Annotated in this window: 13 protein-coding genes; 3 read left to right on the forward strand and 10 right to left on the reverse strand. The window is 41.9% G+C overall.

The features are described from left to right. Positions 1-22: 22 nt before the first annotated feature. Both RG47T_RS04465 and sppA read right to left on the reverse strand, forming a co-directional pair. Positions 23-1,693, reverse strand: a complete 1,671-nt coding sequence (locus tag RG47T_RS04465) for a DNA polymerase/3'-5' exonuclease PolX (protein WP_074488313.1) — start codon at positions 1,691-1,693, stop codon at positions 23-25. 190 nt (positions 1,694-1,883) lie between these two features. Next, the gene (gene sppA, locus RG47T_RS04470; RefSeq protein ID WP_074488314.1) at positions 1,884-3,653 is read right to left on the reverse strand and encodes a signal peptide peptidase SppA; all 1,770 of its coding nucleotides are present in this window, start codon (positions 3,651-3,653) and stop codon (positions 1,884-1,886) included. 86 nt (positions 3,654-3,739) lie between these two features. On the opposite strand from sppA, the gene folK reads away from it, so the two are divergent. Further along, on the forward strand, positions 3,740-4,219 hold the full coding sequence (gene folK, locus RG47T_RS04475) for a 2-amino-4-hydroxy-6-hydroxymethyldihydropteridine diphosphokinase (protein WP_074488315.1): 480 nt from the start codon (positions 3,740-3,742) through the stop codon (positions 4,217-4,219). 29 nt (positions 4,220-4,248) lie between these two features. After that, positions 4,249-4,617 (forward strand): Hpt domain-containing protein, encoded by a 369-nt coding sequence (locus tag RG47T_RS04480; RefSeq protein ID WP_074488316.1) that lies wholly within the window; start codon positions 4,249-4,251, stop codon positions 4,615-4,617. Between the two features lie 88 nt (positions 4,618-4,705). On the opposite strand, the gene purS is transcribed toward RG47T_RS04480, so the two are convergent. The 3 genes from purS to rho form a co-directional block, all read right to left on the reverse strand. After that, positions 4,706-4,960 (reverse strand): phosphoribosylformylglycinamidine synthase subunit PurS, encoded by a 255-nt coding sequence (purS, locus tag RG47T_RS04485; RefSeq protein WP_074488317.1) that lies wholly within the window; start codon positions 4,958-4,960, stop codon positions 4,706-4,708. Then, a complete protein-coding gene (pssA, locus tag RG47T_RS04490; RefSeq protein WP_074488318.1) occupies positions 4,957-5,670 on the reverse strand; it encodes a CDP-diacylglycerol--serine O-phosphatidyltransferase in 714 nt (237 codons plus the stop codon). The genes purS and pssA overlap by 4 nt, the downstream gene beginning before the upstream one ends. An 86-nt stretch (positions 5,671-5,756) precedes the next feature. Further along, on the reverse strand, positions 5,757-7,463 hold the full coding sequence (gene rho, locus RG47T_RS04495; RefSeq protein ID WP_074488319.1) for a transcription termination factor Rho: 1,707 nt from the start codon (positions 7,461-7,463) through the stop codon (positions 5,757-5,759). 274 nt (positions 7,464-7,737) lie between these two features. Here rho and pyrF point away from each other — a divergent pair, with 274 nt between their 5' ends. Further along, positions 7,738-8,571 carry an orotidine-5'-phosphate decarboxylase gene (gene pyrF, locus RG47T_RS04500; RefSeq protein WP_074488320.1) on the forward strand — a complete coding sequence of 278 codons (834 nt, stop codon included), beginning with the start codon at positions 7,738-7,740 and terminating at the stop codon, positions 8,569-8,571. Between the two features lie 121 nt (positions 8,572-8,692). Here the strand turns inward: pyrF and RG47T_RS04505 are convergent, their stop codons facing one another. From RG47T_RS04505 to RG47T_RS04525, 5 genes are all read right to left on the reverse strand, one after another. Continuing rightward, complete coding sequence (locus tag RG47T_RS04505) at positions 8,693-9,586, reverse strand: cation diffusion facilitator family transporter (RefSeq protein ID WP_074488321.1); 894 nt, start codon at positions 9,584-9,586, stop codon at positions 8,693-8,695. Between the two features lie 151 nt (positions 9,587-9,737). Continuing rightward, positions 9,738-10,529, reverse strand: coding sequence for a molybdopterin-dependent oxidoreductase (locus tag RG47T_RS04510; protein WP_074488322.1), 792 nt, complete (start codon positions 10,527-10,529; stop codon positions 9,738-9,740). Beyond that, positions 10,513-11,229: a cytochrome b/b6 domain-containing protein gene (locus RG47T_RS04515; protein WP_074488323.1), complete on the reverse strand. Its 717-nt coding sequence runs from the start codon at positions 11,227-11,229 to the stop codon at positions 10,513-10,515. The genes RG47T_RS04510 and RG47T_RS04515 overlap by 17 nt, the downstream gene beginning before the upstream one ends. 108 nt (positions 11,230-11,337) lie before the next feature. Beyond that, on the reverse strand, positions 11,338-11,874 hold the full coding sequence (locus RG47T_RS04520; RefSeq protein WP_074488324.1) for a pyridoxamine 5'-phosphate oxidase family protein: 537 nt from the start codon (positions 11,872-11,874) through the stop codon (positions 11,338-11,340). Between the two features lie 105 nt (positions 11,875-11,979). Continuing rightward, on the reverse strand, positions 11,980-13,362 hold the full coding sequence (locus RG47T_RS04525) for an exonuclease domain-containing protein (protein ID WP_074488325.1): 1,383 nt from the start codon (positions 13,360-13,362) through the stop codon (positions 11,980-11,982). Between the last annotated feature and the right edge of the window lie 200 nt (positions 13,363-13,562).

Here is a 13,562-nt window from a genome sequence, read left to right on the forward strand (position 1 = left end):
CTTAAAGCTTTTAAACTTGTAACTATGCTTTCGGTTTTTTATTGCTAAACACTTCGGTAATCTGCTTTAAGTCCAGCGCGTTTAAACAATGCGCTGCACTTAAGCCACCTTTGCGGGCAACAAGTACGCCATATTTCATATCATGGAAACCCTCGTTTCGGTGTGCATCCGGGTTGATGGATAACATCACACCCTTATTAAGAGCGTATGATTGCCAACGCCAGTCCAGATCCAAACGCAGCGGATTTGAGTTAATCTCGATAATTACATTATTGGCAGCGCAGGCATCGATCACCTTTTTGTAATCAATGTCATATCCCTTTCTGGTAAGTAAAAGCCTGCCCGTAGGGTGACCAAGAATGGTAGTGTATGGATTTTCAATGGCTCCGATTAAACGTTCAGTCGCTTTTTTCTCATCCATTTTTAAATTTGAGTGCACAGAAGCCACAATAAAATCGAATGTTTTGAGGATCTCGTCCGGGTAATCCAGTGAACCGTCATACAATATATCAGCCTCAATACCTTTGAATATGTGGAAGCCATCCAGCTTTTTGTTCAGCTTGTCAATTTCTTCGTGTTGTTGCAAAACACGCTCGATGCTTAGCCCTTTGGCGTAAAATGCGCTTTTGCTATGGTCGCTGATACCTAAATATTCCAGTTTAAGCTGGTCGCGGCAGTATAGGGCCATTTCTTCGAGGGTGTTAACACCATCGCTCCAGGTACTGTGGTTATGCAGGCTGCCTTTTAGGTCGCCAATATTAATTAGCTCGGGTATTATAGTTACCTCTAAAATTTCAGCCCCTTCACGCAACTCCGGGTGGATCCATTGTAAACCTGCCTTATGATAGATTATCTCCTCGCTTTCGGGTTGCTCAATATCATCTGTAATGCGGGCAAATACCGCTTCTACATGCTCTTCGGTACCGGTCTGGATAAACAGTTCTTTAAAATACTGTATTTTGGCTACGCAGATCAATTCAACCAATAAACCATTAGCCAGTTCGCCATTTAAACGGCAACCGTCAACAACCAGGTTTTGCAGCAGGGTCGATCCTTTGAGTGCATTAATGCCAATTTCGGCATCGAGGGTACCAATAACTATAGATAATTCATTAATGATCTCATTACGGCGACGGTACTGTCCCGAAAACTCGATTAAAGCATCCGGCATAAAAGCCTTAATTTGCTCCATTAGTTCTTCGGCCTCCGGCTCAACCTGCGCATACAAGAAGCTGCCATTGCTGGCCATGCGGAATTCCAACACTTTACGGATCTCTTCCTGAGTTTTTAAACCGAAGCCTTTAGCCTCTATCAAGCGGTTTTCGTTACAGGCATACAAGAGTTCGCCAATATTTTCGATACCCAGATCATGCCATATTACCCCAATTTTTTTGGGGCCAATGCCTTTAATGCCCAGCATTTCTACAATACCTTCAGGAGTGGCAGCCAGCAGATCTACCAGATCAGTCATGGTGCCTTTTTCGAGCAGCTCAGCAATTTTAGCTGCCGTGCTTTTGCCTAAGCCATCAATCTTTTCCATTTCGGCCAGGCTTTTGCCGGCTATCGGGAAGGGTAGCTTATCAACTTTAAAGGCTGCATTGGCAATAGACTTAATCTTAAACGGATTTTCGTCATGCAATTCCATCAGTTGCGAAAGCAATCTTAGTGTACGCGCTATTGGTTTATTCTCCATATTGGGTTTGCTGTAAAAATACAAAAGCCACCCAAATAGAGCGGCTATAGTTAATAATTAATTAGAGGCTGTGTTTGTTTGTGTTAAGTATTAATAGCGTAAAAGAAATGATTTAATTGTCACAGCGATGGTGTAAAATAATAAAGCCACCCGTAAAAGGTGGCTTTGCTAAAAAAAACTATTTATCAAATTATTTAATAGTAATGCTGTAAGGCATCCGTGCCTGCGGGGTGCGCATCATGCTTTGCACTGCTTTAATTTGCTCGTAGTATTTAAAGTTTTCGCCCAGTTCTGCTTGTATAGCCTGGATTTTCATTTTTGCGCTTATACCACTGCCAAAGCTTTTAAATAAGCTTTTTTGCTCGGGATAGGCTACCACTTTATAGTCTTTTACGTTAGCTTTTTTAGCTGCGCACACTATGGCATCATTGATATTACCAAGGCGGTCAACCAATCCAAGTTTTAATGCCTGGGTGCCTGTCCAAACGCGGCCCTGGCCAATGCTGTTAATATATGGCTGTGTTTTATGGCGGCCATCTGCTACGGCTTTGGTAAACTCATCATAACCACGGTTGATCTGTGTTTGTAAAATCATGTGCTCTTCTGGCGTAAGCGGGCGGCTAATATCGCCCAGATCAGAATATTTACCTGTTTTTACACCATCAAACGTAACACCTAACTTATCATTAAAGAGTTTTTGCATATTAGGCAGTATAGCAAAGATGCCTATCGAGCCTGTAATGGTATTTGGTTCGGCAATTATACTATCGGCAGCACAAGCAATGTAATAACCGCCAGAGGCCGCATAATCGCCCATAGAAACAATAATGGGTTTAGCCTTTTTAGTTAACACAACCTCGCGCCATATAACGGCAGAGGCTAGTGAACTACCGCCCGGAGAGTTAACGCGCAGTACAACCGCTTTAACCTTGCTGTCTAACCTTACTTTGCGTAAAGCGGCAGATATTTTATCAGATCCGATGCTATTGTCGTCGCCATCGCCACCAGATATTTCGCCGGATGCATATATAATAGCCACGCGACGGTCTGACGAACCTTCGTCTGCTTTGTTGGCACTTTCACTTTTGGTGTAATCATCAATGGATACACTATTAACGTCTTTTTTATGGCTAATGCCGGTACGGTCTTTTAAATCGTTCAGTATTTCGTCTTTATATTTAAGCCCGTCAACCAGTTTGTATTTCAACGCATCCTCGGGGTATTGAATTTTTAAATTATTGGCAATATCTCTTAAAGTATCTGCATTGAGGTGGCGGCTGGTAGCTATGCCCTTTAAATAGTAATCATATAACGAACCCATGTAAGAGGTAACCTGCTCGCGGTTGGCATCGCTCATTTTTGTAAGGATGTAAGGCTCAACGGCACTTTTGTAGGTACCTACCTTAATAACCTGTACTTCAACGCCCAGTTTATCTAATGCACCTTTAAGGAAAGTGATCTGTGAACTGAAACCGCTGAAATCAAAAATACCTTTGGGGTTAATGTAAACCTTATCAGCCACTGAGGCCAGGTAATAAAAGCTTTGTGTGTATACTTCGGCATAAGCGACAATGAACTTGCCCGATTTTTTAAAATCGATCAGCGCCTTACGAATCTCTTCGGTAGTGGCCTGGCCGGAGAGCATGTAGCTTTCGCTCAGATATATACCTTTAATGTTTTCGTCTGTTTTGGCCTTTTTAATATTGGCAAGTATGTCGTTCAGCCCGAGCGATTTGTCGGTATCGAAACCAAAAATGCTGAGGCCTGCCAACGGGTTGTTAGGGGTGCGCTCAGTTATGGCATGATCGATAGAGATGTTGAGTACAGAGTTAGACTCTACAGTTACGCTTTTATCGCTGCTGGCCGATGCTACAATACCCACCAGGATTAGAATAAGGATGATGGTTGCAAAAACGAGACCGACGATGGTGGCTAATACAAATTTGAAAAATTGTTTCATTAAGTGATATAAATCTTTTTATCTATGCAAACTTAGCAATTCGGTATGTTAATGTTTAGAATGCCGCATATAATATTTGTTACAACATGATTAATGTTTTTTTGTTATTAGGCAGTAACCTGGGCGACCGGCAACTTTTTCTGAAACAGGCCATTGCGGGCATCGAAAATATGGCCGAAATTGTAAAGCTGTCGTCTGTTTATGAAACAGAGGCGTGGGGAAAAGAGGGGGAGCCAGATTACCTGAACCAAGTAGTATTAGTAAAAACAGACCTGTTGCCACGTGCTATGCTAAAGAAATTGCTTGACCTTGAGAAATCACTGGGTCGCAAACGAAACGAAAAATGGGGCTCGAGAACAATAGATATTGATATCCTGTTTTTTGGAGAAATGGTTATAAATGACGCTCCCGGACTGATGGTGCCGCACCCCAGATTACATGAGCGGAGGTTTACTTTAGAGCCTTTAGGAGAGTTGGACCCTCAATTTGTCCATCCTGTGTTAAAAAAGAGTATTTTGCAGCTGAAAAACGAGCTTACAGACAGCTTGATTGTGAAAAAATTATAACTTTGGGTAACTAACTAATAATACATTTTATGGCTGATAACCAAGACCTTGACCTGACTTTTTTATACGAAATAGCCGACGGCAGTAACGAGTTTATTGTAGAATCGATAGATATGTTTATGCAACAATCGCCGGAGCTATTACACCTTATTGATACCGCCATTACAGCAGGCGACTGGCCGGCTGCTGCATCATCTGCCCATAAGCTTAAACCTAACCTTGGTTTTTTTGGTATGCTGGATAGCCAGTCGGCCATGCAGGAGATTGAACACCTGGCAAAAACGGGCGACCCTGATGTACACCTGATTACCACCAAGTTTAATGAAGTGCGTAGCGTAATAACAGGAAACCTGCGTAAACTGCAGCAAATAAAAACAGAAGCTGCATCACAGCTTTAGTAATATTAAATAATAAAAGATTGCCGCCCATGTTTAACAAGTATAAAAACCTGTTAACACGGGAGCTCTCGTAAATCTTAAAAGAAATTTAAATTGCTTTTAATTCAAAGGTATAGCTTTCCATAATAAGGTTAGCTAATAAACTTTTGCATGCCTGCTCTACTTTAGCATGGGCAACATCTGAATTTTCTGCATCGATCTCTAAAGTAATGTGTTTGCCGATACGGATATTGTCGATCTCAGACAAGCCAAGATTTTTCATACTTCCTGAAACAGCTTTTCCCTGCGGATCAAGAATTTCTTTTTTTGGCATTACGTCTATTTCGGCCTGGAATTTTGTCATTTGGCTATTATTCTGAATTGGATTACTGATAGGGCGATATACATAAGTATAACTACCGGAACTGCGGCAAATTTAAAAAATAGAATCAGAATAGCCGAAAACAACAGCAGTAAATACCTGAATATATTTTTATTAAAGTCGCGGTTCTTAAATTTAAGCGACATTAGCGGCATCTCTGCTACCAGTAATGCACACATTATCAGCACAAAGCATGATAAAAAGTAGGGGTTGAGGATATAATCTGTAAAAAATAAATTATGCTCGCGAAGTATTAATGGGAACGATGCAATTAATATGGCATTGGCCGGGGTAGGTAAACCGATAAAATTTTCGGCCTGCCGGGTATCAATATTAAACTTAGCCAGCCTTAATGCCGAAAATACGGGCAGTAAAAAGGCAATGAAATTAAGGAAGTTACTGATGTGCTCTATTTGCGGAGCCTGTAAAAAAAGTTCGTAAAGGATAACAGAAGGTAATACGCCGAAGCTAACCATATCTGCAAGCGAATCGAGGTCTTTACCTATACCAGAGAAGGATTGAAGCACACGGGATGCCAGGCCATCAAAAAAATCAAATATGGCAGACAGAAAAATACAGTAGGAGGCAACAACCAGGTTGTCCTGAAAGGCAAATACAATACCTACGCATCCACTGAATAAATTAGCACAGGTAATTGCGTTGGGTAAGTGTTTTCTAACTCGTCGTTTCATTACTGGGTGTAAATATAGCAACCCTATATTAAGGTTTTATGAAGTTAAGGGTTTTAATCTTATCCTCATAAAACCATTATATATTTTTATGAATTCATCGAAATCAGGAATTCTTCGTTGGTTTTTGTACCACGGATCTGGGTTTGTAAAAACTCCATTGATTCTTGTGAGTTCATATCAGCCAGGTGGTTACGTAAAATCCAGATACGTTGCAGGGTATCACGGTCTAGCAACAGATCGTCTCGGCGGGTACTCGATGCCGTAAGATCAATAGCCGGGAATATACGTTTGTTAGATAGTTTTCTATCCAATTGAAGCTCCATGTTACCGGTACCTTTAAATTCTTCAAAGATAACCTCGTCCATTTTAGAGCCTGTTTCTGTTAACGCAGTAGCAATTATGGTTAATGAGCCGCCATCTTCAATGTTACGGGCCGCACCAAAAAAGCGCTTAGGTTTGTGTAATGCATTTGCATCAACACCACCCGATAATATTTTACCAGATGCCGGTGCTACAGTATTGTAAGCTCGTGCCAAACGGGTGATAGAATCCAGCAGAATAACCACATCGTGGCCGCACTCTACCATGCGTTTTGCTTTCTCTAATACAATGTTGGCAATTTTTACGTGGCGCTCTGCAGGCTCATCAAAAGTTGATGAAATTACTTCGGCGCGTACGCTGCGGGCCATATCAGTTACCTCTTCTGGGCGCTCATCAATTAGCAGGATAATTAAGTATACCTCCGGGTGGTTTTTAGCAATCGCATTAGCCACATCCTTTAATAACATAGTTTTACCTGTTTTAGGTTGGGCCACAATTAAACCACGCTGGCCTTTACCAATAGGAGAGAACAGATCCATGATGCGGGTTGAATAGTTACCGGCATCGGTGAACAGGTTTAATCTTTCCTGCGGGAAAAGCGGGGTTAAGTGATCAAAAGGAACACGATCACGTACTTCGGCAGGTATACGGCCATTAATGGCTTCTACACGTACCAAAGGGAAATATTTTTCGCCTTCTTTTGGGGGGCGTATGCTACCACGAACGGTATCGCCTGTTTTTAAGCCAAAGAGTTTAATCTGCGACTGTGAAACATAGATATCATCAGGAGAAGTTAAGTAGTTATAATCTGATGAACGCAGGAAACCATAGCCATCCGGCATAATTTCCAGTACACCTTCGTTAACAATAACATTATCAAAATCAAGGTTTATAGCAGGTTCCTGCTGTCTTGACTGGTTGCCATTGTTGTTGCCACCATTGCCATTATTATTGTTGCCATTGCTTGGCGCACGTTTTTCGAAACGTGGCTGGCGGCCATCTTGCGGAGCAGGCGCATCTGTTCTTGGTGCAGCAAACTCGCGTTCACTTACCGGTGCAGGGGCAGCTGCTTCTGCAACAGGGGCTTCAACAGGTGTGTTATTGTAGTCTCGTTGTGGTTCTGAATTACCATCGCTGTCAAACAAGGTCGACTCTACAGGCGTATCCTTCGGTTCATCTTTTTTAGCTTTCAGGCTGCGTGCCCTTTTGCCGCGCGGTTTATCCGAGTCATCGCCGTCGGCATTATCGCCTGCTGCAGATGTGTTATCAGAATTATCTTGGTTAATTTCAGAATAGTTATCAGAAAGTGCACTTTGCTGGGCGCGTGCTTGCTCAATAAGCTGATGCTGCTCACCTATACGGATAATAAGCTGTGGTTTACGTAATTCGTCAGCTTCGGTGATACCCATACTTTTTGCCATCAGGCGTAACTCAGACACGAGTTTGTCATTCAATTCAATTGTATCAGACATGAGAGGAATTATAGTTCAAAAAGGAAATTTTTAATTAAAGAAGTTCGCCTGCAATTTGCTTAGCAAAAAACCAAGTATTTGTATTTATTGTAAATCTGTATAAACCGGGATATTTTATCGTCTCTCAGATACAAGAAAACTTTGTCAGGAAAACGATACAATTGTACTATTAATATTATTTAATTCAAAATTTTTGAAAAATATATACATTCAGATAACATTTCAGGTTATTTTTAGTTTTTTTGATCTCTGAAAAAATACAATTCTCTTCTTTATGCTATCCAGACTCCAACTTATAGATCAGATCAAACGCAAAAAAACATTTTTATGTATAGGCCTTGATCCCGATATTCAAAAAATACCAGCCTTTTTACAGCAATATGCCGATCCGGTGTTCGAATTTAATAAAAGAATTATTGATGCTACAAAAGATCTGTGTGTGGCTTATAAACCTAATGCAGCATTTTACGAGAGCAGGGGCATAAAAGGTTTGCAAAGTTTAATAGATACTTATAAATATTTACCCAAAGAGTGTTTATCTATCATCGACGCAAAGCGTGGTGATATCGGCAACACATCTGACCAATACGCTCAAGCCTTTTTTAATGAGGAAGCTTCGGGTATGGGGTTTGATGCCATTACCGTAACTCCTTACATGGGTAATGATAGTGTTACACCTTATTTAAAATATGAGGGTAAATGGGTGATCATTTTAGCGCTCACCTCGTCGGCTGGTAGTAAAGATTTTCAATATTTAACTACAGAGCACGGACATTTGTATGAAGCTGTGATCCAAAAAGCGAATACCTGGGCCGGTGCAGATCGTATTATGTACGTAGTAGGCGCTACCAAAAGCGAAGAATTTACCAGCATCCGCAAATTTGCACCCGATAACTTTTTACTGGTACCAGGTGTAGGCGCGCAAGGCGGAAGCCTAGAAGACGTTTGTAAATATGGGATGACTAAAGATTGTGGCTTATTGGTTAACTCATCGCGCGGTATCATCTATGCATCAAACGGTGAAGATTTTGCCGATGCTGCCCGCTCCGAAGCTCAGAAACTGCAATTACAGATGCAGGAAGAGTTGGAAAAAGCGGGAGTTATATAAGTGGTGAGTGCGTGCCGCTGCCCTATGTACGTCATTGGAACGAAGCAATCGCGAACTATACAGAGCCACTCTGTAGGTCGGGGATTGCTTCGTTCCTCGCAATGATGGTAATAGTTTATAATTAAGCCGGCTCTATAAATAACTGCTTATAATGCGGGTATTTGCTTTGTATATCTGCCCGCAATTGTTCTATCGACTTCGTAATATCCTGGCTGCTGATATCCGGCTTAAAATTCACCTTAATAGCCATAATAACCTCCTCGGGGGCCAGGTAAGAGGAGAGGTGTTTAATCACCTTATTTACAGCCGGGTTGTTTTCTACAATTTGTACCACATCCTTTAATTCTTCGGCATTTGGCGTTTCGCCCATCAATAAACTGCGGCTTTCGCGTACCAGTACAATGGCTACGGCAGTAAGCAATAAGCCAATAAGGATGGATGCAATACCATCAAAATAAGGGTTATGGAGTAATTGGCCAATAAAAATGCCGGTAAAAGCTATCAGAATACCTATTACGTCGGCAGCATCTTCAAATAGTACTACAAAAGTTGTGGGGTCTTTACTTTCTTTTACGGCTTGCCAAAAAGGTGTTTTGCCGCGCTGGCGGTTAAACTCTTTCATGGCGGTGACGAAAGATATACCATCAAATATAAAAGCAATGCCTAATACCAGGTAGTTCCATATTGGGTTTTTAACCTGTTCGGGATGTAAGAGGTGTTCTATACCCTCGTAAATAGAAAAGCCGCCACCCATGGCAAAAAACAGCAGCGACACCACAAACGACCAGAAATAAAGCTCTCTGCCATAGCCAAAAGGCCTTTTTTCGTCGGCTGGTTTCTGGCTTCTGCTGATGCCCAAGAGTAGTAAAACCTCGTTACTGGTATCAACCAGTGAGTGAATCCCTTCTGATACCATAGCCGAACTGCCTGTAAAAATTGCAGCTGCCAGTTTAACAATGGCAATACCCAGATTAGCTGCTAAAGCTGTATAAATAGGAGTTTTAGATGCGGACATGAATTGAATTTTGTCTGCTCAACAATAAGGGGGTGGTTAAGCGATGATGTTGTACAAATATAAAATACTTTAGTTTAGTTGATGGGATATAGTTGATAGATCATGGCTGTTCAAATGATTTTTATCTCACTCTTCACCATTCACAACTAAATTACAACCCGGAATAATAGTCATATCCATTTTCGGCCCAATAATCAGGCGGGCGCTGGTTGCTGAAGTAGAGCGTTCCGATACGCTTGAGATTTTTAATGCCGTATTTAACCGGGATAATAAGTCGCAGCGGGTAACCATGATCTTGTGATAGTGGTTTACCATTCAGTTCATAACAAAGCAGCGTTTGCGGGTGCAGTGCGCTGGCCATGTCGATGCCTACATAGTATTTATTGTCGGGGGTGTGTAGCCCTACGTATTCCATGGCAGCCTGTTTATCAAGCTGGTAGTGTTTTATAAAATCGCTGAACTTAACACCACCCCAATGCATAATCTGGTCCCAGCCTTCTACACATCTAAAATCCACTACGTGCTCGGTTTTGGGTAGGGATTTAAGTTCTTCCAGTGTCACTTTTATAGTTTGGCCGGGCGATATGATCACATCTATCCAGTTGTTAATATCGCTACCCGCTAAACCAATATCTCCATTAACCCTGGGCACTTTAGCAGCAGCAGATAGCGGATACGTTTTAGCCAGATGCCCTGCAGGCAGGGTTTTATTAAAAACCTGTTCGTTGGCGTTTAGCACACCGCGTAACGTTTGGCGCGCTCCTGCGGTTACGCCTTTAGTTTCAAGCGGCTCATGATACAGATCGCTCCAACCAAAATAGGCAGCAACTCCTGCTATACCAAAGCCAAAGAAAGATAAAAAAGTACGCCTTTTTATGGATTTCTCACTCACCAATTCGCCTTCGGTAAAGCGCTGTGGGTTTTCTTTATTTGGCTTTAACATCTTTAATTGGGGTTATAGGAGCATGGGGCATCTGTGGCTTAGCAGGTTTTTCTGCCTTAATTTCAAAGCCGGTTACAATGGCCCTAAAGTTATTCCACCCGGCAATAATTACCTGCAAAATATGGAGCACAAAAAATAAGCAATAGCCTATAGTTAATGTAAAATGAATTAGCCGGGCGGTGTGGTATCCGCCGCATAAAAACACCAGCCAGTTAAACTGGGCGGGTTTATAGATAGACAGGCCTGTAATTAACGACCCTATCCCCATAATGATAATACCCGTGTAGGCGATGCGCTGTGCCGCATTATATTTCAATTGTTCGGGAGCCGATTTACGAATATGCAGATCGTGCAGTACTACTAACCAGGCTTCGCGCCACGATTTCTTTTCGGGCAGCAGATATCGCCATTCGCCCGATATGAAGGTGTAGAGCACGTATATTAACCCATTAAGTGCAAACAACCACATAAATAAAAAGTGAAAGGCCATACCTTCAGATAGGCGATGCACGATGTTCAGTTTATGGTAAAACCATTCGGGGAAAAATTTGAATGCCGTTACGCCAAATAATTTAATGGCATAAGGATCATAAGCCCAGTAGATCAATAAGCCACTCCAGATCATGATGGCCAGCAATGGAAAATTGATCCAGTGGAACCAGCGGATAGCCAGGGGGTGCTTATTGATAATGCGCTTCATTTTTTACGTGGTACGTAATACGTTTTTAATGATATACGTAAAGCTAACTAAAAAGGGTGTTATGCAATTGCATAACACCCTTTTTATTGGATTTAAAAATGTTTAATGCTATACGGTCAACTGGCCTTCTATAGAATCATCAAGTGTTTTACCTAAAATGGCACCAATAGCTTGTTTTGCAAAAGCTACTACAGCACCATGCTTGTTATCCCAGTAATAACCTTCTGATGGTTCTACCTTTACCACGCTAATACGTGGGTCATCTTCGCCTTCGGTAAACCAAGTTTTTAGTATGGGCTCCCAAAGTTCTTTGATTTTTTCTTTATCCTGGCTAATTTCGGCAATACCATAAATATTCAGAAAACCGGCGTATTTTGATTCCTGAAACAACAGGTGTACAAAAGGATCTGTACTTATTTCAGCATTCTTGTGGCTGTCGTTAGCACTCAGGAACCAGAAGTTACCTTCATCGTCAATTTTTTGGATTGACATTGGCCTAACCGATAAAGGAATTCCCGTTTTTATATTGGTGATAAAAAAACAAGACTCTGCACTTTCTGCAAGTTCTTTGATTTTTTTATTAGCGTCTTCGCCTTCCAGATTCTTAAAGTTATCCTCGGGCTGGTTTTGATTAATACTGTCCATAATATTGTTTATCTCGGTAAATGATATACAACCATAACCAAGTAAAAACTATATTGTGTGGAAATAAAATTAATTATTTTGAAATAAATAGTTCGAAGGATGAAATTACACCGCAATGGCCTCTGCGCCAAATACTACTTTTTTATGCGGGTAGCGTTCGGCGTAATTAATCACCAGGTTGCGGATATAATCGTTACCCGGGTAGGGGGTTAAAGTGTTTTTTAGCTGATGAATATTATCGGCATCAAAGTAATGCGAAACATAACCCATGCCATAAAAACGGCCGTCTTCTATCAGTATACAGCTATGCTCATCATCTGTTCTGCCGGCATCGCGTATAGCAAAAGTAGGCAGGGTTTGTTTAAGTTCTGCTATGGCAGCAGCCACTTTGTTATTGTAATCATCTGCGGTTTCATGGCCTTCGCAGGCGCATTGTAAACCATTGGTGCCCATGCAGGGCTCGTCATTCTTCTGAATAAAGCACAGCTTAGGGCAAAGGCCGAATTGCTCTATCAGGTTCAATAATAGATTTCGACCTTCTACCATCGAACCGCAGGTATGTACCGGGGCGCTGTATTTGCGGCGTTTATCAACCGCTATGCGGATATAGCCTCGCTGGTCTTCATAAGTATACAAACCGAAGGCAAAGTCCAGACTTTTTTGCGACCGGTTATAAGCCGGCCAAAGGCGTTTAATTTCAATGGTTTCATGGATAAAGGCCATCAGTTCGTTACCACATTCCTGGTGGGTAATGCGGTGGATATTACGCATAAACTCCTGCCGCTGATGGCCGGGGTTATTACCTGTAAAGTGGCTGCAAACCCGTTTTTTGATGTTTACGGCCTTGCCAACATAAATTACTTTGCCTTTATGGTCGTGAAAATAATAGACACCAGCGGTTGAAGGCAAGCGGTCGATGTCGCTTTTAGGCAGATTGGCAGGTAATACCTGCTCTTTCGATTTTTGCTTAAGGGCCAGTGCAATGTGCTTCTCCTTATCGCTTTGCAACAATATGCCGAATAGGGCAGATGTAGCCTCGGCATCACCCGCAGCACGGTGGCGGGCTGCATTAGGGATACTCAGGTGCATGCAAACCTTGCCCAGGCTGTAAGAAGGCAACCCGGGAATAATTTTGCGGCTCAGCCTTACGGTACACAGCTTGTTACATTGCAAATCGTACCCGGCAGAGGCTAAGTGATGTTTCAGGAAAGAGTAATCGAAATTGACGTTATGTGCAACGAAGATTTTATCATGCACCAGCTCGAAGATCTCGTGCGCTACCTTTTTAAAGTAAGGCGCATTTTCTACCATCTCATTGGTGATGCCCGTAAGCGCGCTAATATAGATCGGGATCTCCCGGCCGGGGTTAACCAGTGTTTGGTAGCGTTTAACCACCTTTTCGCCATCGTGTATGCAAATGGCAACTTCGGTAATGCCATTTGCGCTCGCATGCCCCCCCGTGGTCTCTATATCAACTATTGCATACATCTTTTATTCCCCTTGTATACAAATGTAAGGTATTTGCTAATAATTTTAGTGAAAATATTTAATTTGTTGACGCAGTAATTTTGCGATTTATCAATTGGGTTGTAATGAAATTTAGATATTGAAAAGCATTGTTAGTGCTACTATTAACGTTTGTTCCCGTGTTGCGCTTATACTGCACAGGCATTAGGCGCGTGGCCGGT

It is taken from the genome of Mucilaginibacter polytrichastri (assembly GCF_001911425.1).
GTDB classification, from domain to species: Bacteria; Bacteroidota; Bacteroidia; order Sphingobacteriales; family Sphingobacteriaceae; genus Mucilaginibacter; species Mucilaginibacter polytrichastri.